At 67.5% G+C, this 25,513-nt stretch carries 12 protein-coding genes, 1 tRNA gene and 1 pseudogene; 8 read left to right on the forward strand and 6 right to left on the reverse strand.

The annotated features are described in order from the left end of the window. Positions 1–56: 56 nt before the first annotated feature. The 8 genes from istA (at position 57) to NFH66_RS04145 (ending at position 13,549) form a co-directional block, all read left to right on the forward strand. On the forward strand, positions 57–1,364 hold the full coding sequence (gene istA / locus NFH66_RS04110; protein ID WP_502878633.1) for an IS21 family transposase: 1,308 nt from the start codon (positions 57–59) through the stop codon (positions 1,362–1,364). Continuing rightward, positions 1,364–2,158 (forward strand): IS21-like element helper ATPase IstB, encoded by a 795-nt coding sequence (gene istB, locus NFH66_RS04115; protein WP_349608615.1) that lies wholly within the window; start codon positions 1,364–1,366, stop codon positions 2,156–2,158. The genes istA and istB overlap by 1 nt, the downstream gene beginning before the upstream one ends. A gap of 107 nt (positions 2,159–2,265) precedes the next feature. Next, positions 2,266–6,648, forward strand: coding sequence for a beta strand repeat-containing protein (locus NFH66_RS04120; RefSeq protein WP_349608616.1), 4,383 nt, complete (start codon positions 2,266–2,268; stop codon positions 6,646–6,648). Positions 6,649–6,766: 118 nt separating this feature from the next. After that, positions 6,767–7,366 (forward strand): peptidoglycan-binding domain-containing protein, encoded by a 600-nt coding sequence (locus NFH66_RS04125; protein WP_349608617.1) that lies wholly within the window; start codon positions 6,767–6,769, stop codon positions 7,364–7,366. Between the two features lie 31 nt (positions 7,367–7,397). Next, positions 7,398–7,991, forward strand: a complete 594-nt coding sequence (locus NFH66_RS04130) for a peptidoglycan-binding domain-containing protein (protein WP_349611654.1) — start codon at positions 7,398–7,400, stop codon at positions 7,989–7,991. Positions 7,992–8,005: 14 nt separating this feature from the next. Further along, on the forward strand, positions 8,006–8,728 hold the full coding sequence (locus NFH66_RS04135; protein ID WP_349608618.1) for a SapC family protein: 723 nt from the start codon (positions 8,006–8,008) through the stop codon (positions 8,726–8,728). Between the two features lie 385 nt (positions 8,729–9,113). Further along, entirely contained in the window at positions 9,114–12,287 is a 3,174-nt protein-coding gene (locus NFH66_RS04140) for a putative bifunctional diguanylate cyclase/phosphodiesterase (RefSeq protein ID WP_349608620.1), read from the forward strand. 14 nt (positions 12,288–12,301) lie between these two features. Further along, complete coding sequence (locus tag NFH66_RS04145) at positions 12,302–13,549, forward strand: sensor domain-containing diguanylate cyclase (RefSeq protein WP_349608622.1); 1,248 nt, start codon at positions 12,302–12,304, stop codon at positions 13,547–13,549. Between the two features lie 6 nt (positions 13,550–13,555). On the opposite strand, the gene NFH66_RS04150 is transcribed toward NFH66_RS04145, so the two are convergent. From NFH66_RS04150 to NFH66_RS04175, 6 genes and pseudogenes are all read right to left on the reverse strand, one after another. After that, positions 13,556–14,554 carry a family 8 glycosyl hydrolase gene (locus NFH66_RS04150; protein ID WP_349608625.1) on the reverse strand — a complete coding sequence of 333 codons (999 nt, stop codon included), beginning with the start codon at positions 14,552–14,554 and terminating at the stop codon, positions 13,556–13,558. A 77-nt stretch (positions 14,555–14,631) separates the two neighbouring features. Next, positions 14,632–15,147: a cellulose biosynthesis protein BcsD gene (gene bcsD / locus NFH66_RS04155; RefSeq protein WP_349608626.1), complete on the reverse strand. Its 516-nt coding sequence runs from the start codon at positions 15,145–15,147 to the stop codon at positions 14,632–14,634. After that, positions 15,147–19,298, reverse strand: a pseudogene (locus tag NFH66_RS04160) (cellulose biosynthesis protein BcsC). The gene bcsD and the pseudogene NFH66_RS04160 overlap by 1 nt, the downstream one beginning before the upstream one ends. Further along, entirely contained in the window at positions 19,295–23,764 is a 4,470-nt protein-coding gene (gene bcsA, locus NFH66_RS04165) for a UDP-forming cellulose synthase catalytic subunit (protein ID WP_349608627.1), read from the reverse strand. Before bcsA ends, NFH66_RS04160 begins: the two are co-directional and overlap by 4 nt. Continuing rightward, on the reverse strand, positions 23,748–24,524 hold the full coding sequence (bcsQ, locus tag NFH66_RS04170; protein ID WP_349608628.1) for a cellulose biosynthesis protein BcsQ: 777 nt from the start codon (positions 24,522–24,524) through the stop codon (positions 23,748–23,750). The genes bcsA and bcsQ overlap by 17 nt, the downstream gene beginning before the upstream one ends. Before the next feature lie 843 nt (positions 24,525–25,367). After that, positions 25,368–25,444, reverse strand: a tRNA-Arg gene (locus NFH66_RS04175). Positions 25,445–25,513: the final 69 nt, after the last annotated feature.

Genomic DNA, 25,513 nt, shown 5'->3' on the forward strand with positions numbered 1-25,513 from the left:
CCCCCAGGCGACACGGAAAATTGACCCCTCCGTGAGCTCATCAGGAGGGTCCGCCCATGAAGAAATCCGGATATAACGTTCCCCACACTCAGGTACGAGGGGAACCGATGCAGAGCCCAGAGGATGTCGCCGCCATGCTGCGCCTGAAGGCCTGTGGCTGGGGCACCAAGCGCATCGCCGATGAACTCGGTGTCAGCAGGAACACCGTCAAGCGCTACCTGCGCCAGGGCGGCTGGGCGCCCTACGCGAGCCCGCAGCGCAGCAAGTCGCTGGAAGGGCTGGAGGAATGGCTGAAGGCCCGCTTCCTGCAGCATGCCGGCAACGCCGCCGTGGTCCTGCAGGACCTGCAGCTCGAACACGGCATCACGGTCAGCCTGCGTACGGTGGAACGCGCCTGCGCGCCGTTCCGCCAGGCACTGGCCGCCGAAGCCAAGGCCACGGTGAGGTTCGAGACGCCGCCCGGGAAGCAGCTGCAGATCGACTTTGGCAGCCGCCACATCACCATCAATGGGGAGTCGGTCAAGGTCTTCCTGTTTGTCGCCACCCTGGGCTACTCCCGCCGCCTCTACGTCCGTGCCTTCCGGCACGAGCGGCAGTCGGCGTGGTTCGCCGGCCTGGAGGGCGCCTTCCGCCACTTTGGCGGGGTGCCAGAGCAGGTGCTGCTGGATAACGCCCGGGCGCTGGTCGACCACCACAACGCGGCGACCCGCGAAGTCGTGTTCAACGAGCGGCTGGCGGCCTTTGCCCGCTACTGGGGGTTCCGGCCGGTGGCCTGTGCGCCGTACCGTGCCCGCACCAAGGGCAAGGACGAGCGTGGCGTCGGCTACGTGAAGCGTAACGCCATCGCCGGCCGGACCTTCGCCACCTGGGCGGCGCTGGAGGCCCACCTGAGCTGGTGGATGCGCGAGATCGCCGACCAGCGGGTGCATGGCACCACCGGCGAGCTGCCGGCGGTGCGCTTCATCGCCGAACAGGCCAGCCTGCAACCGCTCAACGATCGGGCGCCCTTCGAGCAGGCCCGGGAGCTGAACCGGCGGGTTCAGCGCGACGCCACCGTGGAGGTCGACACCAACCGCTACAGCGTGCCCTGGCGCCTGGTCGGTGAGCCTGTCCAGGTCAGCGTGACCGACGGCGAACTGCGGGTGCACCACGCCGGCCGCGAGGTGGCCCGCCACCCGGAGCTGGGCGGGCGCCGCCAGGTGCGCTGCCTGCCGGAGCATCTGCAGGGCATCGTCGGCTACCGATCACCCAAGGCGGACACCGAGGAGGTCGTGGCGTCCAGCGAGATCGTGACCACCTTGCCGCCGGCCGCGCTGCAGCGCGACCTGACCGAGTACGAAGCCGTGGTGGGAGGTGGCTGGTGATGACGACGCCGGAGACTGAGCGCCTGGACGCCATGCTGACGCGTCTCAAGCTGACCGCCATCCGCGAGCGGCTCGACACGCTGCTCGACGAAGCCGCACGCCGGGAGCTGACCCTGCGCGAGACGCTGGCCTACCTGTGCGAGCAGGAGGTGGCCCATAAGGAGCAGCGGCGCATCCAGATGGGGCTGAGCATCGCCCGCTTCCCGTTCCTGCGCACTCTGGAAGGGTTCGACTTCAGCGCCCAGCCTGCCGTCGACCCCGGTCAGATCCGTGAGCTGGCCTGCGGGCGCTGGATCGCCAACGGCGACGCCCTGCTGCTGCTCGGCCCGCCGGGCGTGGGCAAAAGCCATCTCGCCGTGGCACTGGGCCGGGAGGCGGTCAAGGCTGGCTACTCCGTGCTGTTCACCACCGCCACGGCACTGATCACCCAGCTGGTCCAGGCCCATGCCAACGGCGCCCTGGAGGAGCGGCTGAGGCACTTCGCCAAGCCCAAGCTCTTGATCATCGACGAACTGGGCTACCTGCCGCTGGAGCCGGGGGCGGCCAACCTGTTCTTCCAGCTGGTCACCCGGCGTTACGAACGCGGAAGCCTACTGGTGACCAGCAACCGGGCGGTCAGCGAGTGGGGCGAGGTGTTCGGTGACGCCGTGGTCGCCACGGCGATCCTTGACCGACTGCTGCATCACAGCCACGTCATCACCATCCGCGGCGACAGTTACCGACTGCGTGCCAAACGCAAGGCCGGGCTGATCAAGCCCGACACCATCCACCATCACGAGCAGGTCGTCAGGTAAGGGGGTCAGATTTCACTGTCGCCAGGGGGTCAGTTTCTGATGTCGCTTGACACACGTCCCGTGGCAACCAGTCGTCAATTGATTTGCAAGGTGGCAACGGTATTGCCATGTCCGGTGGTGGCACCACCATCGTTCGTGCACTGGATGATACCACCGCTCCGCAAATTGATATTGATTCTGATATCACCGGTGTGACGGTTCAAAACAATGTCAATAGCGAATTTAGCGCTGAGGCTACAGGTGTAGACCAGCGTGTGCTGCTGGGTGGCATTGTTAACGACGGCACGCTGGATATGAGCCGCAATCGTATTGCAGCTCAGGCCGACGGCAATAACGCTGCAACCGAGATGGACTTCGCAGGTGGCAGCTTCGATAACAGCCTGACTGCGTCCACATCCCAGTTCAATAGCGGACAAGGGGGTGAGGTAAGCGTTACGGCCACCTTGGGTGATGGTGCTGATCTTCCTCGTGTCGCAGCAGGCTTTGGTGGAGCTGTGGTTACCATCGATGGTGCCTTGACACTGGACGATAATACTCTAGTGGCCCAGGCCCGCGGCAATGCCGCCGATACGTCGGTCTCGCTGACTCCCGACGGCAATGTGTCTAGCCCCGCCCAGGCAGCCGATGGTGCTTCGGTATCCTCCGTCACCTTCAATCCGGGTGCAGAGACGGTTGACGTTGGCTCCAGTGACACGGCGCTGCTGACCACTCAGGAGAACACCACCAACCAGCAGACCTTCTCCGCCACTATCAATGACGGTGAAGTCGCGGTAAGCGGCGTCGCTGCCGGTAGCACCGTGACCGGCACCGTCTCGCTGGATGATAACGCCATTCTGGCCGAGGCCCGCGGCAACACCGCCGGGTCCGAGCTGATTATCGATGCCGGCAGCGTCGGTTCACGTAATGTGATTGGCACCGCACAGCTCACTGGGGTGGGCCCTGGCGGCGCAGCCGAAGTGTCTGCTACCTCCACCGGGTCACTTAGCGTGCGTGCGGGGCTTAACGCCGATGCGACCGATGCCGCGTTGAGCCTGGACGGCAACCTGGTCGGTGCCCAGGCAGTCGCCAATGAGTCGGATAACAGCCAGAGCATCACCGCCGATACCAGCATCCTGTCTGCTCAGCAGCAAGGCTATGAAGCCTCCGCCACGGCTGCTGGAGAATTCACCGCGGCGGGCAGCTTTGCCGTCAGCAATCTGCAGATCGCCAATAATACCCAGGCGACGGCAAACTCCTCGGCCTCGGAAGATCGCGTACTGCTCGATATGACCGATGGGTCCTTGACCGATTCCAGCGCGTCATTGAATGAAAACACCCTGATCGCTGAGGCGCGCGCCAACCGCACCAGCAACAGCGTCGAGTTGGAAGCCGGCACCAGTATCGGCGGTGACGAGGTCCCGGCAGGTGCTACCAGCGCCGTGATCCAGAACGCCCAGACCATGCTGCGTGACGGCGGTGACTCATCGGCTACGGCCACCATGGCAGATGCCCGCGTGCAGCTGGCTGGTGGTGCAGACGTCACGGATTCCACCATCCAGGTGAATGACAACCTGCTGGCGGCCGTTGCCGAGGGTAACGGGGCGACCAATACGATCGAGGCCAATGCGGGAACCAGCATCCTCTCGCGGACGTCTGGCACTTTCGCCGCGGATGCGGTGTCGGGTATCCAGCCTAATGGTGACGTCAGCGCCAGCGGCAATTTCGCCATCAGCAACGTTCAGGCGGCCGACGGTAATATCCAGGCGACAGGCAGCGATGCCGGCGTGGACGTAGCGCTGGGCGCGCTGACCGGTGAGGCCAACGTCTCCGCCTCCGATAACGCCCTGCTGGGCCAGGCACGCGGCAACAGTGCCACCAACCGCATCTCGCTGGGCACCAACGATGACGATGCCGGCAGCGTGGGCGTGGCCATCAACACCACCGGCGCCATCACCAGCAGCCAGTTCCTGACCCAAACCGGTGCTAATGACACCCTGTCGGGCAGCATGACCGGCTCCAACGTCAGCGTGACCAGCGGCGATATCGAATCCGCCACCCTGGCAGCGGATGGCAACGTGATCGGCGGCCTGGCCACCGGCAACACCCTGACCAACCGTATCGACTTGGCTGCCGGCACGGGCCTTGAGCGCGTTGGCGCGACCTCGGCCAGTGCGGATACCATTTTCGATGTGGATGCCAGCGGCAGCTTCACCATCGCCAGCTTCCAAGCGGCAGGGCTGGTGGCCGGGCCGGTTAACGAAACCGTTACCATCTCGGCGGCGGCTGACGATAACCTGGTCAACGTCGACTTCGGCGCCCTGACCAGCGACGGCAACGTCAGCGTGACCGGCAATGCCATCCTGGCCGAGGCGCGGGGGACTCGCGGCACCAACCTGATCGGGGTGGGCGACAACGGCGATCTGAATGCCGGTACCTCTATCGCCTCCACCGCCGGCATCGTCAGCGACCAGACCACCTTCGGCGACCTGACCTCGACGGCTAACGACAACACCCTGAGTGTTGACGGCGGTGCGCTTAACAGCGGCAGCGTGGCGGTGGATAACAACCTGGTGGCGGCTCAGGCCACGGCCAACAGCAGCCAGAACGTGATCGATCTGGATGCCGGTACCGGCTTCGATCTGGATGCCGGCCAGGCCAGCGCAGTGGTGTCTGGCGCCACCAACCTGGCGCCCAATACCACGGCCAACGGTGCCAGCTTCGTGATCGCCGATCGCCAGACGGCGGATGGCACCATAAGTGCCACTTCCAATAACGCGCTCACCGAGATCAGCCTGGCTAGCGTGGATGACGACGGCGCCCTGCAGGTCAACAATAATGCCACCCTGGCTGAATCGCGTGGCAACGTGGCCAGCAACGCCATCTCGCTGGATGCTAGCAACACCGTGGATGCCTCCGCCGGCATTGCCAGCTCCCAGGCGCAGACCGGCGCCATGGACGCCACCGTGAACAGTGCCACGACCCGCCTGATCGTCGGTGGCGGCATCAACAGCGGCAAGGCGGTGGTGGATGGCAACGCCATCGGCAGCCTGGCGGTCGGCAACACCGGCGCCAATACCCTGCTGGCCAGCGGTGGGCGTATTGAGCTGGGCAATGGTGGAACCGCGACATCGCTGACCAACGGTCTTATCACCGCGGCTTCTGGTGTCACCATCAGCAGCAGCGTGGCGGACTACGTCATTACCTCCCAGCAGGAGGTGGTGCGTGACAATCAGTCCAGCACGGCGACTACTAATGAGTCGCGGATCGACCTGCAGGCCAACGGCCTGACCGAGTCGGGCAGCCTGGCGGCGACCAATAATACGGTCAGCGCCGAGGCGGGCCTCAACCGGCAGACCAACACCCTGCAGTTGCTGGCCGGTGATGATGCCAACCCCGGCACCTCCATCACCAGCAGCGGTGCCATCACCAACCTGCAAACTGGCGTATTGGAGAGTGGTTCCGACCTGTCGTCTATCGTCAATGCCAGCAGCGATGATACTGGCATCTTCCTGAATAGCGGCGTGGTTGACACGGATGCCAGCCTGCAGGTGACCGGCAACGAGGTCTATGCCGATACCGCCGGCAACGTGGCCGCCAACCGGCTCAATGCCCAGGCTGGCACCACGCTGGGTTCCACCGGTGGCGCCATGGTGGCAGCCAACATCGACGGTACGGTGGATACCGCCACCGGCGATTTCGTGGTGCAGAACCGTCAGAGCCTCGAGTTGATTGAATCTGGGCTCTCATCAGAAGTAGGAGGCGGTAATGTCAGGCCGGTCATCTCGGTGACCACGGATCTGGCCAACGGCAATGTTGCGCTTAACGACAACGCCATTCGCGCCAGCGTCGACGGCAACGATGCCAGCAACGTGCTGACCATGGGCGCAGGAACCTCGCTGGGTACCAGCGGCGCGGTGGCCAACCGTCAGGATGTCACCGGTGGTTCGCTGTCGGCGTCTATCCAGAACCCGAGCATCGAGCTCAACAAGACCGGTAGCACCGATGATGGCCGCCTGAGCGTCAACGGCAACGCCATCGAGGCTACGGCCAGCGCCAACAACGCGCTGAACGCCATGGGCGTCACCGCCGGCACCCGTGTCAACGGCTCCGGTACCGATGCCACTGGCAGCAACGCCACCATGACGGCCGACTTCGCGGTGCTCAACAGCCAGCGCAGCACCGCGGGTGTGGGCGCCTCGATCAGCGATGCCAATGTCAGCCTGGATAACCAGGGCAGCTTCAACGGCATGAACACCGCCAACAACAACCGCATCGTGGCCTCGGCCTTCGGCAACCAGGCGGTCAATCAGGCCAGCCTGTCCAGCGCCGGGCCCAACGACGCCAGTGTCGGCATCACCAACAGCCAGTACAACGGAGGCTCCATCACCGCCAGCATCAACGGCGCGTCCGTCAACGCCAACATCAGCGGCGGCGTGTCACGGATGAACGGCAACTCTATCGGGGCTCGCGCGGTGGGCAACAGCGCCACCAGCCGTCTGAGCAACCGTTAAACGCTGAGGATTGCATGGTATCGAGCTAGCCGGTTTGCTGCTGGATACCATGCCACTCGCCGAGGTGGCAGTCTGACTGCCCCTCGGCTTTTTCTCGTCAGGAAGGAAACCTATGACCATGAGGCTACGCACCAGAACCGGGCTGGCGGCCGCCGCCCTGGCCGTGTTGACGGTGTCGCCGGTGCACGGCGCCGACTCGCAAGGCAACTATGCGGTGCTGGGCGCGGGAAGTTTTGCCTGCGAGCGCTTCATTGCCAGCGCGGAGTCGCAAAGCCGTCAGGAAATCAATCAGTTCATGTCGTGGATGCAGGGCTATCTGACGGCACTCAATCGCGAGCGCGACGGCATCTTTTCCGTGTCGCCGTTCGTTTCCGCTTCGGATACCGCGGCCATGCTGCTCAATGTGTGCCGTCAGCAGCCGGAGCTGCGGCTGGAGAACGCCCTGCGGGAGCTGGCCGACTTCCTGGCCGGCTATCGCATCGAGCAGGCCAGCGAGGTGGCCCAGATTGCCTCGGGAGATGCCACGGTGGCCGTGCGTGCCTCGGTGCTGGGCGATGTCCGCCAGCGGCTGGCGACACTCGGCCACGACGTGGGCGACGGTGATGCGCTGTTCGATGATTCGCTGCAGCAGGCACTACGCGAGTTCCAGCGCGAGCAGGGCCTGACCGAAAGCGGCGTCCCCGATGCCGATACCTTGTTACGGCTCTTCTACCAGTGAGTCGCGTCTGCAGGAGGTGCATGTGAAATGGATGATCGGTGCCCTGGGCACCCTATGCGTGGCGGCCACCCCGCCTGCCGCCCTGGCCGCCAATGCCGATGGAGACTATGCCGTCAGCGGTGCCGGCAGCCAGAGCTGCGAGCGTTTCGTTACGGCCGTGGAGCAGAACGATGAATCGGCTGCCCTGTTCACGCGTTGGATAGAGGGCTATGCCACGGGCCTGAATGCCAACCTCGATGAGACCTTCGATGTCTCGCCGTTTGCCTCGGCCAACCCGCTGACGCAGCTGACCCTGTGGGTCTGCCGTAACAACACCGAGGCGCTGGTGGAACAGGCGCTGGCGGAAGTGATTGTGGCGCTGGAGCCGGTGAAGACCCGCGAGGCCAGCGAGCCACGTGAAATGAGCCACCAGGGGGAGAGCGTGATGGTGCGCCCCGCCACCCTGCGCCTGGCCCAGCAGCGGCTGACCACGCTTGGCCACTACGCCAGCACCATCGATGGCCTCTACGGCCCCGGCACCCGCCGCGCCTTGATTGCCTTCCAGGAAGAGGCGGGGCTTGACACCACGGGCCTGCCGGATGCGGCCACGCTGATCGCCCTGTTGATCAATCAGGACGACAACTGAACCAGGAGCACGAAATGTTCAAGACGTTGGAAGCGCTGGATCTCCAGCAACACGCCGAGCTCAAGTATCGCCCGGTGACCGGTTACGCCTTCGCCCGCGAGCTGACCACCGCGCCGCTGTCGGCCAGCGAGGTGGTGCCGGCCTCGCGCCAGATGATGGTGGTGTTTGCCGGTAGCGATGCGATCAAGCCGGTGGTGCTGCTCTCCGCCCGCCAGGCCAGCAACCCCTTCGTGGCGGAATCGGGCGAGTGGCAGGGCGACTATATACCCGCCCACATTCGCCGCTACCCCTTCATCCTGGGTGAGAGCGGTACCCAGGGGCGCTATGTGGTGATGATCGACCGCGCCGCGCCCAATTTCGATGACCAGGCCCAGCAGGAGGGCGAGGCGCTGTTCGTGGATGGTAAGGCACCGGAGGGCGGCATGGTAGCGCGCGCCCGCGAGTTCCTGCTGCGTTTCCAGAACGAACTGGAGCAGACCCAGCGCCTGCTGCAGCCGTTGGTCGACAAGGGCGTGCTGGTGGAGCGCCAGCTCAACGTCACCCGCAACGGCAAGAAGGAGGTCGCAGTTAACGGCTTCAAGGTAGTGGATGCCGAGAAGCTCAAGGCGCTGGACGATGCCACCCTGGCGGCCTGGGCGCGCAGCGGCCTACTCGGCCTGGTCTATGCACATCTGCATAGCCAGGGCAACACCCAGGCGCTGCTGCGTGGTATGCAGCAGGATGCCGAGGCGGCGTGAGCCCTGGCCTTTCGCCCATCCCGCTTGCCGTGGCCTGAAAGGGCCATGGCCAGCCCGAAAAAACCCGGCCGTTCAGGCCGGGTTCAAGGGACAGGGTTCTCACACGGGGTCGCCACCGGCTGACGGCAGGGGCACCCCGTACCGCGTCGTTTGCATGCGATGGTCATCACCTCCTTGCTCGTGGGCTTGTGTTGCCTGAAGTGTAGTCCCGCGCCCTGAGCCTTGCACGCGTGAGGCTGCCCTTCTCGCACAGTGGCAGGTACGCTGGGTCACCGGTGTTGGCGTGCTCTGGCCGTGCGTTGTTGTCCTGTTATGCCACCCACTCACTGGCGCGCCCCGTGGTGTCATGCCATGGTGTGTTGTTTGCGCTGACAAGGATCTCCCCATGCCCAAGATGGAACCGCCCGGCCCGCCGGCGGCGCTGGTATCCGGCTACCGCGCGGGGGCGCTGGTGCTGGATGTGGGCATGATGGTGGTGGCCATCACCTTCATGGTGCTGGGCGGCTATGGCCTGGTGGTGTGGGCGCTGGCGGTGCCCTTTCCCCTGCAGGCGCCGCTGGTGCCGGATGCTGCCCTGGCTGGCCTGCTGGCCGGGGTAGCCTTCTTCGCCTGGCGGCAGGGCTGGTGGCTAGCGCGCTGGGCGGCGGCGTTGCCGCTGATGGCGCTATGTCTCTATACCCTGTGGCACAACGCCTTGGCCGGCGGCCCCTGGCAGCAGGGCTCGTGGCTCAGCGGTGGGCCGCGCATCCTGTCGCTGGCGGCGGTGTTACTGCTGCTGTGGGCGCTGTGCTGCCTGCTGGGCATGCGCCGCCGGCTGTGCCGCCAGGTGGCGCTGGCCAGCGCTGTGTTCATGCTGCTGACCGCCCTGGCGGGCATCGGCTGGCTGCTGCTGCCGGGGAGCCGCCTGGGCTGGCTTTCCGGCTTCGTCTCCTCGCCGCTGGTGGCGATTACCTTTGCCCTGCTGGGGGGCCTGGCGCTATTGGCCGCGGCGTTGAGGGGCGCGGCACCGGCGCTGCCCCTTGGCGGGCTCTCGCGGCTGGCGGCGCTGGCGCTGCTGGTGCTGAGTTGCGTGGGCTGGTATGTGCTCAGTGCCAATGCCCAGCAGAGCGTGGCACGCCAGGCACATATTCTGCTCAGCAACCTGGAGCTCAATGCCCAGCAGTTGATGGGCCAGCATATCGCCCTGCTGGAGCGCTTCGCGGCGCACAGCGAGCGCCAGGCCGGGGGCGAGCGTAATCCCGAGTGGCCCATGGATGCCAGCCTGCTGGTGGAGCGCCTGGGCTACCTGCAGGGGCTGGCGCTGGTGGGGCGTGATGCCAGCCCCCAGGCGCTGCGTGCCAAGCATGATGACGCCACCCTCACGCTGCTGCGTCAGCTGCGCAGGCCGGCGGTGCGTGCCTGGCTGGCGCTGCCGGGGGCGGAGGCGCGCGCCATGCCGCTCGCCGCGGTATCGCCTTCGGCGCTGCTGGTGGCGGTGCCGGTGGGCGAGCGTGGCCGCCGCCTGGTGGCCTGGGTCAGCCTGGGGCGCCTGCTGGATGAGCGGCTGATGGTGGAGCTGGGCGGGCTACGCGTGACCCTGGGCCTGGCCGAGCCCTTCCTTACCCTGCGTGCCCCCGGCCTGCCCACCTTGGCGGCCTCGGCACCGCCCATGCCGCATCTGGCGCGGCGCCATGTGGGCCTGCCGGGGGGCGGGCGGCTGGTGCTGGATGCCTACGTGGATTCGCCGCGCCTGCTGTGGCATGCCGAGCTGCTGCCGGCCGCCTTCGCCCTGGCGGGGCTGATCGTGAGCTTCCTGCTGGCGCTGAGCCTGGGGTTCAACCGCCTGGCGCTGCGCCATAGCCAGACGCTGCGGCTGTTCAAGCGCGGCCTGGATGCCAGCGCCAATGGCGTGGTGATCGCCGACGCCGCCAAGCCGGATTATCCTCTGGTGTACGTCAACCCGGCCTTCGAGCGCATCAGCGGTTACGCGGCGCACGAGGCGCTGGGGCGCAACTGCCGCTTCCTGCAGGGGCCGGAAACCGATGCCGCCGAGCTGGCTCAGCTCAGCCAGGCGCTGCGCCAGCGCCGCGAGGTGCGCACGCTGCTGCGCAACCGTCGGCGCAGCGGCGAGCTGTTCTGGAACCGGCTGAGCATCAGCCCCATGCGCGATGCGCGCGGCCGCTGCACGCACTTCATCGGCGTGCAGGAGGATGTCACCCTGGAGCAGGAGCAGGCCCGGCGGCTGGCCTACCAGGCCAGCCATGATGCGCTGACCGGGCTACCCAACCGGGCCTATCTGGTGGAACGGCTGAACCACGCGGTGGCGCTCTGCGCGCACCAGGGAGCGCCGCTGGTGGTGCTCTACCTGGACCTGGACGACTTCAAGCCCATCAACGATGCCTTGGGCCACGAGGCGGGCAACCAGCTGCTGGTGGCGGTGGCCCAGCGCCTGGGCGAGCGCCTGGCGGCCAGCGATACCCTGGCGCGCCTGGCCAGTGACGAATTCGTGGTGCTGCTGCCGGGCCTGGCGGAGCCCCAGCAGGCCGAGGCGGTGGCCGAGCAGCTGCTGCTGGCCCTGGCGGTGCCCTTCACCTTGGCCGGCGAGCAGGTGCAGATCAGCGCCAGCATCGGGCTGGCCAGCAGCGCGGCCGAGGTCAAGCAGCCGGAGGAGCTGCTGCAGGTGGCCGACCTGGCCATGCAGGAGGCCAAGCGGCGCGGGCGCAATACCTGGCGCTGGTTTCGCGGCGGTGGGCTGGGCGCCACCGGCGAACAGGTGGCGCTGCGCCATGAGCTGCAGCGTGCCCTTCAGGAAGATCAGTTTGCGCTATATTATCAGCCGATTGTGGAGGCGCGCTCCGGCGAGCGGCAGGGCATGGAGGCGCTGATTCGCTGGCAGCACCCCACGCGGGGCTTGGTATCGCCGGATGCCTTCATCCCGCTGGCCGAACAGACCGGGCAGATCATCGCCCTGGGGCGCTGGGTGCTCAAGCGCGCCTGTCGCGACATGGCCAGCCTGCGGGAGGGCCCAGGGGCGCCGCATTCGGTGGCGGTCAACATCTCGCCGCTGCAGTTCCGCCGCGAGGATTTCGTGGCGGACGTGCGCCAGGCGCTGGCCGCAAGCGGCCTGCCGCCCGAGTGCCTGGAGCTGGAGGTGACCGAGGGTGTGCTGCTCTCCGGGGTGGAGGAGGCGGTGGCCCAGCTGCGCGAGCTGCGTGAGCTGGGCGTGCGCATGGCTATCGATGACTTCGGCACCGGCTTCTCGAGCCTCAGCTACCTGCGCGACCTGCCCATTCACAAGCTCAAGCTGGACCGCGCCTTCGTGCAGCAGGTGCTGACCAGCCGCGACAACGCCGCCATCGTCAAGGGCGTGATCACCCTGGCCCACGAAATGGCACTGGTGGTGGTGGCGGAGGGGATCGAGACGCCCGAACAGCGCCAGGCGCTGATCGGCTACCACTGTGATCTGCTGCAGGGCTATCTGTTCGCCAAGCCGGTGCCGCTGGCCACGCTGCGAGTATTGCCGATGACCCTGCCCGCGCCCGCCGGCGAGCCAACCTGCTCCGGCGATGCCGGGCATTGAAGGAAGGATGCAAAATGCCAGTGCCGTATGAGGTAACCGGCTGGTTGGAGGAGTTCACCATCGCCGTGGAGCAGAGCCCCGCGGCCACCGCCATCACCACGACCGAGGGCGTGATCCGCTTCGTCAACCGCCGCTTCGAGGAGGTGACCGGCTACACCCGCGAGGAGCTGGTGGGCCAGACCCCGGCGATCATTCAATCCGGCCATACCGAGCAGCGGGTGTATGACGAACTATGGGCGACCCTGCGCGCCGGTCAGGTATGGCGCGGCGAGATGCTCAACCGGCGCAAGAACGGCGAGCTCTACTGGGAGCACGAGGTGATCACCCCGGTGCGCAACGCCGCCGGCGAGATCGTCAGCTTCGTGGCGGTGAAGGAGGACATCACCCAGCGCAAGCGCCAGGAGCAGGAGCTACGCCTGCTGGCGGTGGCCTTCGAGACCGGCCAGGCGGCGCTGATCACCGATGCCGAGCAGCGCATCGTGCGGGTCAACGGGGCGTTCAGCGAGATCACCGGCTACCGCGCCGAGGAGGTCATCGGCCAGACACCGCGGCTGTTCCAGTCCGGCCGCCACGACGAGGCCTTCTATAACCGGCTGTGGCAGTCGCTGGCCGAGCAGGGCCACTGGCAGGGCGAGATCTGGAACCGCGACCGCGCCGGCAATCTCTTCCCGGTGTGGGAGTCGATCACCGTGGTCAGCGACGACAACGGCGCGGTCACCCACTATGTGGCGCTGTTCCACAACATCAGCGAGCGCAAGCAGCGCGAGCAGGAGCTCAACCGCCAGGCGCTGGTGGATCACCTCACCGGGGCCGGCAACCGTCGTGCGCTGGATCACGACCTGGTGCGTGTCATGAGCCAGCACGACTGCGGCCGGGCGCCGGTATCACTGGTGTTGCTGGATGTCGACCACTTCAAGCGCATCAACGACACCCTGGGCCACGACCATGGCGACCGCATCCTGTGCGCGCTGGTGGCGCGGGTGCAGGCCTGCCTGCGCGCCGAGGACGCCCTTTACCGCTGGGGCGGCGAGGAGTTCTGCATTTTGCTGTCGCATACCTCGGCGGCGGGTGCTCGCATCCTCGCCGAACGCGTGCGCCAGCTGATCGGCGCCGACCCCCTGGAGGGCCTGGCGATCACCGTCAGCCTGGGGGTGGCCACGCGCCTGCCGGGCGAGAGCGCCGAGGCGCTGATGGCGCGCGCCGATGAGGCGCTCTACGCCGCCAAGCGCGCCGGTCGCAACCGGTGTGTGGTGGCGGAGTAGACCTGATCACTCCTGGGAGCCCCGCGCCAGCCTGGCCAGCAGCAGCAGGGTGGCGCTGTAGTAGTCCTGTTCGGTCAGCTGGGCGGCGTTCACCGGTGCCGGGCCAGGCGATGTGGCCAGGCCGGCGATGGCACGCACGCCCCGCGAGGCAAGATAGGGCGCGCGCTCCTCGCTGAAGACATCGATCCAGGCGGCGGGGGGCTGGTGCGCGGGGTCCTGCCAGAAGGCCTGGATGCTGCCCAGCCCTTCGGCGTGGGCGAGCCCCGCCCAGCGGAAGTAGAGCGGAATGCGCACAGCGTCGAAACCGAAACGCGGCGGCCACTCCGGCGAGGGCACGAGTTCGCCCTCCGGCGTTAGCCGTATCCAGTCGGTGGGCAGGCGATAGCGGCCGAAGCGGGCCTCGTCGAGCAGCCGCTGGCCGCTGTCGATCAGCGCCTGCCAGGGGCCCTGTGGCTCGCGCGCGGCGAAGTCGACCAGCGCCGGCATGAACCAGTAGGAGAGGTTGAGATCCAGCGCCTCGCCATGCTCGAAGCCGTTGGCGCCGGGCAGCAGCAGGGTCATGCCGTGCGCTTGGCGCACCAGGCGCGCGGCGATGGCCTCGCGAATGGCGCGTGAGGCGGAGGCGTAGCCGCGTTGCTGCCAGCGCTCGGCGGCGAGCTGCAACGCCCAGGCGATGAACAGGTCGCCGTCGCTGGCGTTGTTGGTGTCGGCCACCGGCGGGCTGGCGAGCGACTCGTAGCGCCAGGCGAACAGCGCATCGTCGGGGCGCGAGAGGTGCTGACGCGTCCACTGCCACAGGCGCCGGAAGGTGGCGCGGTCGTCGTGGGCCAGGGCCAGCAGCATGCCCCAGCCCTGGCCCTCGGAGTGGCTGATGTTGCCGTTGCCGGTATCCACCACGCGCCCCTCGGGGGTGATGAAGCGCGTCTGATAGGCCTGCCAGGCGTTATCGGCGTTGGCAGCGGCGCTGGCCAGCGGGCTAACCAGGGCCAGGGCAAAAGCCGCCACGATGGCCCACCAGACGGGGGGGCGCGCTGAAATACGCGCCGCGCTGTGTGTAGCTGGCTTGATGGAGGAGTGTGCACTCATGGGCTGGCCTGGGTCTTGGCATGGCCATAGCGCAGGCTGAAACTGCCTGGGAGGTCCTCGGCTGCTGCAGGTAGCGTGTGGATCGGCACGCTGGCCGCGCCACCCTGACCCTGCAGCCACTGGCCGTAACAGCCTTCCAGCAGGGCAGCCATGGCGCGGCGACTGCTGGCGTCGCTCTCTGGCGTTGGCCCGGCGGGGGTGGGGCAGGCGGCGTGGTGGATGACGATGCCCGTGGCGTCGCTGCCCAGGCGCACATAGCCCCAGTCGATCTCGTTCCAGCGCCGGTTGATGGCGCGCTCCAGCGCCTCCAGCGTGGCCTGCTCTTCCAGCGGTAGCTCGCCGGCAAGCTGGCCGCCCAGATGGCGCAGGAAGGCGTCGGCGTCGGCCTGGCTGGTGTTGCGGTAGAGCTCGGTGAACAGCAGCGGCAGGAAGGCGCGCCACTGTGGCGAGCAGTGCCGGCGGGCGTGATGGGTCAGCAGTGCCTGGCTGTCGATGGCGTCGCCTTGGGGCATCACGGGGTTCCTCCCAGGTGGTAGCGCAGATAGAGGTTGGCGGAGGTGTCTTCGTAGTCGCCGAAGCTGTTGTAGTTGAGCCCGCCACCGACGCTCAGCGCGGGGTTGAGTCGGTACTCCACGCCGCCGCCGGCGGAAAGGCCCAGGCCGCTCTCGTCGGTGGCAGGGTAGCGCGATTCGGCCAGGCCGCCGAGCTGTACCAGGGTGTCGGCCACGGCCTGGGCATCGGGGTCGGTTGGGAAATAGGCGTTGCCGTCGGTGGAGTAGGCCTGGTAGCCGGGGGTCAGGTGGGCCTCGTAGCTGAGCTTGCCCTGTTCGGCCTGATAGCGGATCGGGAAGGAGACGCTGACGTACTCCTAGGGGCTGAAGTAGCCGCCATGGCCGTAGGTGAAGCGGCTCAGATCCTCGTCATAGGCCATCAGCCCGAGGTGGATGCCGGTCTGCAGCTGGTGGTGCTCGCTGTTGATGGGGCGCACATAGCCGCCCGCCGCGAGCTCGACGCTGCTGTTGTCGGCGACGTTGTGGCCGGTGTAGCGGTAGGCGCCCAGTTCGGCATACAGGCCGCCGTCGTCGCTGTCGTGGCTGATGCCCAGGCTGCCGCCGGTCTTGACCACGCCGCCCCAGCTGTCGCCGGTGAAGGCGTCCTGGGTGCCGGCGTAGGAGAGCAGGCTGTCGGTCACCGCGCGCTGCTCGGCCTTGAACGACAGCCGGGTGGTGTCGTTCAAGGCCGGGTGCCATTCGATGCCGCCCACCAGGTTGGTGCGCTCGAAGCCGAGTGGCGTGGAGCCGATATCCATCGACAGGCTGTCGCCGGCATAGCCCAGGGCGATGCCGGTGCCGGTGTCGCGTTGATGTTCGGGGTCGGCGGCGCTGCCCACCGCCTGCAGGCGGCCGCGTAACAGGGCGACCTCGTCCTCCAGGCGGGCGCGGCTGGCCTCCAGGGCGGCGGCGCTGTCGCCATCCAGCTGGCTGGCCTGGTCAAGCGCCGCCAGGTCGAGTTCGTCGCCGAGGAAGCGTTGCAGCAGGTCGCGCTGGCTCTCGGTGAGGCTGACCAGTTCGAAGCCGCTTTCGAATAGCGGGTTGCGCGCCAGGGCGTCGTCGAACAGCTCGCGGGCGGCCTCGGCCTCGCCCACCAGGCGCTGCTGTTCGGCGGCGGGCAGGTTGGGGTCCTCCAGCGCCAGGGCGGCGCGCTGATCGGCCTGGAAGTAGGCCGACCCGGTCTGTTCGATCTGATCCAGTATCGGGCTGATGTCCGACAGCGAGGCATCCAGCGTGCGGGCGCCCTCGCTGAGGGTGGTGCGTCCCAGGCGCTGGCGCAGCGAGGCGGTGTCGGCGGTGCCGGCATCCAGGCGCACCGGGGTGATCTGCAGCGAAAGGCGGGCGTCATCCAGCGGCACCCAGGAGATCTCCAGCGGCATGGAGAGGGTGTCGAGTTGACTGAGCCCGGAGTCGCCGTTGCGCATGGCCAGGGAGACGCCGCCATCGAAGCGTGGCGCGCGCTCGCGCTGGATCTCGGCGATGCGCGTGTCGATGCGTGCCGCAAGGCTGGTGCCCGCCGTGGCCGTGGTGCCGAGGCCCGAGCCGCTTGCGTCGGCCACGCCCACGCCGCCCGGCAGCCAGCCAGGGCGCGCGCTGCCCTGTGTACCTGCGCCGGTACTGGCCACGCTATCCCGGAAGGGGTTGCCGGGTTCGCCACCGCCGCCCCCTGCGCCCAGGCTGGCCACCGGGGTCTGGCGGGGCAGGGCGCGTCGCGCCGCCTGCAGGTAACTCAGCGCCTCGCGGTTGTTGCCGCTGCGCTGGGCGATGTCTGCCGCCACCATCAGCAGCTCGGGGGAGTCGTTCAGGCGGTTGCCATGCCGGCCCAGCAGTTGCCGGGCCCGCGGCAGCTGGCCGCTGTCCAGGGCGGCCTGCAGGGCGCCGGCCAGCGCCTCGTCGCTTTGTGGATGGCGGCGCAGGGCGTAATCGAACACCTCGGCGGCCTGGCTGGGCTTGTCACCCTGGGCGTAGAGCCTGCCCATGGCGAGCAGCAGGGCTTCATCGTCGGGGGCCTGGCGCAGCGCCGGGGCGAGCACGTCGTAGGCGCTGGCCAGGCGGCCCTGCTGGCGCAGGCGGTCGGCGCTGATCACGGCGATGCCCCGGGCAAGCTCGTCGAGCTGGCGGCGCTCGCCCATCGACAGCGCCGGGCTGGCCTGCCAGGTGTCGAGAAGGCCCTGGGCCTCGGCCAGCTGGCCGTGGCGGGCCAGCACCAGCAGGTGCGGCGCGAACTCGGCCGGCGCGTCCGGGGTGCCGGCGCCGAGATCGCGCCGAACCCAGTTGAGCGCCTCCTGCTGCCTGCCGGCATCGCTGAGCATCAGGGCGATCTCGCCGGCGCTGGCGGCGTCCAGTTCGGGGTCCTGATAGAGCTGTTGCAGGCGGGCATCGGCGGCGAAGCTGCCGGTGGCCAGCATGTCGGCGAGGCTCGCCAGCTGCTCCGGGCGGCGGCTGCGTTGCAGCAGCTCGGTGAGCTCCTGGTCGCGCTGCGCGGCGGGGATGCCGCTAACCAGGCGCTCGGCCTGGCGCCAGCGCCCCTGCTCGGCGGCCAGCAGCGCCGCGGCATGGCGCTGTGCGACGCTGGCATTGGGCCCCAGCAGGGGGCTCATCAGCCATTCGGCCTCGCTGTCGCGATCTTGCTGCACCAGCAGGCGCGCCAGGTCCAGGCGCACCCAGGGGTCCTGAGGGGCGATGGTGATGGCCTGGCGCAGGGTGGCCTCGGCCTCTTCACGGGGCTGCTGGGCGGCCTGGTCGCGCAGCACCTGGGCGCGGCTCTGGCTGAGGTCGCCAAGGCTCTCCTGGGCGGGGGCCGGCAGCGATTCGGCCATCGCCATGGCCTCGTCCCAGCGCTGTTGTTCGCGCAGCACCTGGATCATGCCCAGGCGCGCCTCGACGTTGCCGGGGGCGTCATCCAGCACGCCAAGGTAGGCCTGTTCGGCGGCCCCCACCCGACCCAGGCGGCGCAGGATGTCGGCCTCGAGCAGGCGTGCCGAAAGGCCGGCCTCGCCGCCTTCCTGGGTCAGCGGGCGCACCGTGGTCAGGGCTCGCTCCAGTTCGCCACCTTCGCTCTGGCGTCGCGCCTGACCCAGTCGCGCGTAGAAGTTGGCGCTGCGGTAGGCCCCCAGCCATTCGGCACGCCGTTCGGGGGCCAGCTCCATGGCCTGGCCGAGCAGTTGGCGTGCCTCGTTGAAACGCTGGCGTCGTAGTGCCGCCAGCCCCAGGCCGGCGATGGCCTCGGCGTCTTCGGGGTTCTCCTCTCGCGCGCGGGCGAAGGCCTGCTCGGCCTCGCTGAGCCGCCCCTGGTTCAGCGCCTGGTAGCCGGCGCTGCGACTGCCCTGCACCATGCGCTGCTCGAAGGTGGCGAGCATGGCGTCGTCGCCGGTGGCCTGGGCGAAATCGGCATACAGGGCTTCGTCGGCCGGGGTGGCATCCAGCCACTCCAGCGCCTGGCGCCAGGCGCCCTGCACGTCCTGGCCCTGGGCGTGCAGTTCGGCCAGGCGCTCGATGCCCTGGCGGCGGGTGCCGTCCCGGTAGGTCAACACTTCGGCATAGGCGCGGGCCAGGGCACGGTTGCCGGGCTGCGCCTGGTGGCGGCGCTCGAGTTGCTGGCGGGCTTCGTCCCAGCCGCCCTGGGTGCCGGCCAGGGTCTGGTAGTACTCCAGCGCCAGGTTGGGCGGCGGGGTATCGCCGCCGAACAGCTGGCGGTAGCCGGCCACTGCCTGCTCGGCCTGGCCCTGGCGAGCCAGGGTACGCACGCGTTCGAGTTCGGCGGCGGGAATCTGGCGCGCCATGCGCCCAAGGGCCAGGCTTTGCACGCGTTCGTCGTCGCCATTCAGCCGCTCCAGGCGCGCCGAGAGCCGGGCCGCCTCGTCGGTATCCCCCTGCTCGAGCGCCAGCGCCGCCAGGCGATAGAGGACCTCGCTGTCGTTGGGTTGGCTGTCGAGGTAGCGGCTCATGACCTGGCGGGCGAGGTCGGGGCGCTGGTTCTCGATCCAGAAGTCGGCCTGGTCGAGCAGCGCCTGTTGAGCCGGTGTACGCGTGGCGTCCGTCTGCGCCAGCAGCGGTGCGGTGCTGCCCAGCAGCATCAGCGTGAGCAAACCGATCAGCGGCTTGTGTGTCATGTGGCCACTCTCCTCTTGGCGCGCCGCTCCAGCCAGCGATGCAGGGTGATGACGGCGAGGCCCATCAAGAGCCCCATGACGATCAGCATGAGGGTGCCGTACTGTCGCACCCACCAGCGCAGCTGGCGGTGCCAGGCCATGTCGCTGAATGCCTGCAGATGCCCCACGCGGTAGCTGGTGACGGCGTGAGAGGCGTCGATCACGGCCAGGTCACCGTGGATTCTGCCCTCACGGTCGGCTTCCATCAGCGCCTGTGCCTGGCCTGGCAGGCGTTGTGGTTCACTGCCGGTGAAGATGACCACGCTGCGCTCGGCGCTCCAGGGAGAGGGGAAGCCGAGGGCGGCGCCTCCCGTCTGACCGCTGGTCAGGATGGTGTTGCCCGTGAGCCGGGGTTGGAACCAGGTGTCGGGTCGCAGCCAGCGGCGCAGGTCGTCCACCAGGCCGCGCTGACGCAACCGTAGCTGCTGGCCGGTGACCTGGAAGGGGGAGCTCGCCAACAGCGAATGGTCGGAGAGGTCCGCCAGCGGTGCGACCACCAGCAGATGCTGGTCACGCTGGGGGGCGTTGGCCGACAGCGCGGTGGTGACGCCGAGCCCCAGCGCCGGGGTCTGGCTGGCGGCGCCCAGGTGTGCCAGCAGTTCAAAGGCGGTCTGGATCAGCGGGCTTGGGGGTGTCTCGGGCAGCATCAGCGTGGTGCGGCTGAGGTCCGGCTGCTGGGTAAAGGGAAAGCCGGCCTGGGCCATCAGGCGCAGGTCGGGCTGGACGTACAGTCGACTGGCCTGGCTGACATCCAGGTGCGAGTCGGTGTCGATGCGTGCGCTGATATTGAGCGGCAGGTCGGGGTTGCAGGCCTGTTCTTCCCGCGGGCGGTGGCGGAAGTAGAGCTGCAGCCGATTCTCCACGTAGAGGCGCTCCTCGGGGATGGGGATGGTGGCGTGCTGTTCCCGGGGGGCACCCCCGGGCTGCAGGAGGTCGCGCAGGGAGCGCCACAGGCTGCGTTCGGCGGCGGGCAGCGAGGTGATGTACTCGCCATTCAGGCTCACCTCCAGCTCGGAGCGGTAGGGGTCGAGCCATTCGGCATCGGGAAACGCGTATGTCAGTTCTAGTTCGGGACGCTGGCCGGGCCAGAAGTAGAGGTCCGGCGGCAGGGTAAAGGGAATGTCCAGCGGCTCAGGGCGGGCGCCATCGACGATGAGGGGCTCATCCTGCGCCCCCATTAACTCACCGAGCGCCAGGCGCGAGCGGGTCAGTTGCCAGCTGGAGGATGGCGCTTGCGCTGGCTCGGCGGTGTCCTCGGGGGTCACCGGGACCACGTTGCTTTCCATGGAGGCGAAGCGGGCGGCCAGATGGCGGGCGGCGACGCCCAGTTCCCAGGCGTCGCGGCCGGTGACCCACAGCAGGCGGTGCTGGTTGCCGGCGGGGTGAGGCAGGCTGGCGATCAGCGGTCCGGGTACCGGCGGTAGCGCCAGTCCGGCGATTTCGGTCTCCGGCGTGGCCAGCAGGATGCTGTGCTGGGCCGGGAGCTCCCCCAGGTGCACCGGCAGCGAGAGGCGGCGGTAGTCGGCCAGGCCGCCGAGCATGGCGGCGATGATGCCGCCGGCTTCCAGCACGGCGTCTTCCGGGGCCTGCGGCAGCACGATGGGCAGCTGCCAGTCATCCATATCGGCGGGGTCGAGGAAGGGCAGCGGGAAGTCAGCCAGGTGCTGGGTGGCAGGCAGCACCATGCCATCGATCGTCAGCTGGGTGCGGGGTTCCAGCTCCAGCCAGATGGCATCGTTGAACAGCGTGTTGCACTGCTCGCGGGTGGCGCCGCTCAGGCTGACCAGCAGGGTGTTGTAGGGCACCATCAGTTCGGGCGGAATCTCGACCTCTACATCGGTGCCTTCGGCGGAGTAGCGGTCCAGCGGTATCCGCTCCAGGGCGATGCCGTTGAGCTCAAGGTCGAGGTAGCTGCCATCCACCAGCAGTTCGGGCGAATGGCGAAGGGCCAGTGTCAGGCGAGCCGCGGTGGCCAGCTGGGCCTGGGGAAGCGAGAACGCGATGCCGGCCTGGGCACCATGCCCGCTCAGGCGCAGGCTGTCGCGACCGGTCAGCTGCTCCAGGCTCAGGGTGTGGGTGAGCATGGCCCCTTGCGCGCTGGCTTCGACGCCAGACAACGTGTCGTCGACGATGCCCAGCGATGCCAGCGGGGCGGAGGGCAATACCTGTTCCGCGCCGGGGACTGGGTCGGCGTCGGAGCCGCTGGCAGTCGGCTGCGCGGTGGTCGCCGGCCGAGGCTGGGGGGAGGTCTGGGCCTGGGCCTGCAGGGAGTGCAAGATGCCGGCGGCGAGTAGCAGCACCAGCAGCAGCCACCATAGCCAGGCGCGGCTGCGCTTGGTGGGTTGCGTTCCCCGCCCCGGGCTGCCGTTGAGGCGGGCATCGCGCCAGCGGGAGAGGAACAGCCCGAAGATGGACTGCAGCACCATGCCCAGCGAGTGCAGGGGGCGATCATGGGGCGTGCGCGTGCGCTCCAGCCAGCCGTCGGAGCTGCCCATGACAAGCCCCACCAGGCGTCGCCTCTGGCGTACCTTCATCTCCTCGAAACGCAACCGCAGCGAGCGTCCGTCCTGGCACACCTTGTGCACCGGGATGATGAGCAACTCATGGTCGTTGGCGATCTCGACATGCTCGATATCGCCGGCGGGTGGCTGCTCTGCCCCCAGTCGGACGTGGGCACCGGTCATGGAGATATCCACCGTGGTGGCGTGCAGGGTATGGCCGTTGCTTAGATAGAGCACTGCTTGCCGCTGCAGGGGCAGCCTGACGGCCTGCCGGGCCTGCTTGCGTTCGCTGCCCACGGCGATGGCGGCGAGCAGGAACAGTGAGCTTAACGTTGCCCAGGAGACGTTGAAGATCAGCACACCGACTTCGGTGGCATCGGCATCCCACCAGTAGAGCCGAAAGATGCCCCAGAGCGTGGCAGAGAAGGTCAGCGCCACCACGAAAATCTGTGGTCGGGTGGTGTGGAAGTCGAAGTAGTTGTGCGTCAGTACACCGCCCTTTTCGGTGACGTTGAAGCTCCCCCTGTTGGGAGCAAACAGGGTGACCAGTGCCGGTTTGAGCAGATGAAAGGCCAGCACCGTTTCGTAGATCTCGTTCCACAGGGTGTAACGATAGCGGCCGTTGATCCAGGAGTTGGCATAGACCACGCAGAACAGGTGAGGCAGCACGTAGACCGCGACCATGCCGGGCGAGGCTTCGATGATGTTCAGGCCGAACAGCAGGTAGGCCAGCGGCGCGGTAAGAAATACCACCCTGGCCAGCGGGAACTGGAAATGCAGCATGGCACTGAGGTAGCAGAGGCGCTGGGCGAGGCTGAGCCCGCGACCGAACAGCGGATTGTCGCGCCGGAAGATCTGGGTCATGCCGCGGGCCCAGCGGGCGCGCTGGCCGATATGCAGGGCGAGGCGTTCGGTGGCGAGGCCCGCCGCCATGGGTTCCTTGATGAAGGCGGTCGACCAGCCCCGGCGCTGCAGTTTAAGCGCGGTGTGGGCATCCTCGGTGACCGTTTCGGTGGCGAACCCGCCGATATCGTCCAGCGCCTTGCGCCGAATGACCGCACAGGAACCACAGAAGAAGCTGGCATTCCAGAAGTCGTTGCCCTGCTGAACCGGGCCATAGAAGAGGTCGCCTTCGCGGGGCATCCGTCGCCCGGCGACCAGGTTGCGTTCGAAAGGGTCTTGTGAATAGAAATAGTGCGGGGTCTGCACCAGGGCCAGTGTGGGGTCGGTCAGGAACTGGCCGACGGTCTTCTGCAGAAAGAAACGCGTGGTGATGTGATCGCAGTCGAAGATGCAGATCAGCTCACCATGGGTTTTGCCCATGGCGTTGTTGAGGTTGCCCGCCTTGGCATGGGTGTTGTCCTCCCGGGTGATATAGCCCGCCCCGCAGGCAGAGGCGAAAGCCCCGAACTCGGGGCGATGACCATCGTCTAGCAAGTAGATCTTGAGAAGATGGCGCGGGTACTCGAGGTTCTGCGCGGCCAGGACCGTATCCTTTACCACGCTGAGGGGTTCGTTGTAGGTAGGGATATAGACGTCGATGCTGGGCCAGTGCTGGGTGTCTGCCGGCAGGTTGACCGAGCGCCGCTCGATGGGTCTGGCCATCTGGAAGAAGCTCACCACCAGTACCAGCCAGGCATAGAGCTCCGCCGCCAGCAGCCCGGCGCCGAGCGCACTTTCGAGCCAGCTTGACGTGACGATGGTTTCCGAGAGGCGCCAGTAAAGGTAGCGGGTGGAAGAGAGTACGGTGATCAGGATGATGAACAGCCTCACCCGCTGGGTTCTGACCCGTGCAGCGATCAGCAGAACCACACAGATCGCTATGCCCAGCACCAGTTGGTGCTCGATCGGCAGCGGCGTGCTGACGAATATCGCCGCCGCCAGCAGAAAGAGGATGGCTACCAGCCAGTTAACCAGACGTCCCACTCTCGGCTCCTTGAGATGCGAGTAGCCACCGGTACAGGTTCTGGGCCAGGTGCTCGAAGTCGACCAGCGCCGCGGAGCCTGGTGAATAGAGCCTCAGCGGCTGCTGTGCGGCGAGGGCCTCGGGCAGCGCCTCGTCGCGATGCACGGTGCCCAGCAGCCTGGGCCCCAGGCGTTGGCGAAGGTATTGGGTGATGTCCTGGGCCAGGTGATGGCGCAGGTCCATCAGGTTGAGAACAAAAAAGCGACGACTCTCAGCCGCCGGCGGCAGGAAGTCACCCGATTCCAGCTCCGGGAGTACGCTCAGTGAGGCGCTGTCGGGCATCAGCACCACGCAGTAAACCGGCGACAGCGCTTTGACCGCTTGCAGCGCGGCGCTGTCGCCCGGGGGGAGGTCGGCCAGCAGTACGGCATTCGGAGCATCGGCGATGGCCTTGAGATTACGCGACAGCAGATCGCTGTGGAGAATGGCGTCGTTGAAGCGCTGCCTTTCGGCACGTGAGGTGGTGCCGAACGGCAGTAGCGCGATGCCGCTGTCGGTTTCCAGCAGGGCGCTTTTCCAGTCGGCGCCGGGGGTCACCAGGCCGGCAATGCCGTTACGCTGGGCTAGCGATAGCCCGAAATGCAGGCGCAGGGCGTTCTGGGGATCCAGATCCACGGCGCTGACCTTGAGGCCGAACTGCTGAATCGCCATGGCGAGGTTGGCGGTGAGGGTCGTCTTGCCGACACCACCCTTGGGGGACACCACACAGATGCAGCTCATGAACCACCCTGTTGCGCAATGGCGTGCAGTAGGGGCTTGAGCGGTGTTTCTTCACCTGTCTGGGGCGCTGGCGCGGGTTGGCTATATCCGCTGAAAAGTTTGCCGAAGGCCGGTTCGCCAGAAGTGCCGCCTGCCTGAGGTGATGTGTTCTGGGCTGCGTGAGGCGCCGGTTCGGTCGCCGAGGATGCCGCCGGCAGTGGCGTCGGTTCATGCGCGACAGGCGTTGGTGTGTCGAGGGGCGCTTGCCAACTGGAAGCCGTCGCTGGGGGCGCCGAATCAGGTTCGCCAACGGGTGGCACCGGTGGTATTGATCTGGTCAAGGGGGTAACCGTGGAGAGGTGCCCGTACCCCGGCGTTGGTGCCTGGGCATGAGTAGCCTGCTGGGGGAGCTGTTCGAGTTCGCTGATAAGCGACCAGGACGAGGCGACCTGCTGGGCCGACGCCTGCTCGGAGAAGTGATGCAGGGCGGGCGTTTCGCCTGCCTTGTCAGCGCTGCTCTTGTCGTCTGCCATGGCGTGCCCCCCTGTATTGGCCACCCTCTTGACCCCTTCCCGTGATCCCATGAGACGGCGCGAGATTACCCAGCTGCTTGCGCCAACTTTGGGGCATCTACGCTGAGGGACGCGCCCGATGGCAGGCGATTTGCCGGGGTCTCGGGCATCGATGGGGTCGGCTTCACATAATTAATATTTCGTTACTGGCTGTAACATAGCCTGTTTTAGACTGAAGAGTCAAGGGATTCCCGTTGCTCGAGGAAAGTACTATGGTCCCAGTTGATGGTGGTCAACCAGATGCTGGGCAGGGGGAATTTGCGGCGAAGGCTGGGGATAACGGGGAGGGGGGTGGCGCCCCCATCAGGATTCGAACCTGAGACCTTCCCCTTAGGAGGGGGACGCTCTATCCAGCTGAGCTATAGGGGCGCTGCGGGGCAGCATTATAGGGAAACCGGCCGCGGAGGGGAACCGGTGACACCGGGCGGATGCGGGCAT

Origin of the sequence: Halomonas sp. H10-9-1, from assembly GCF_040147005.1 — a bacterium.
GTDB lineage: Bacteria > Pseudomonadota > Gammaproteobacteria > Pseudomonadales > Halomonadaceae > Halomonas.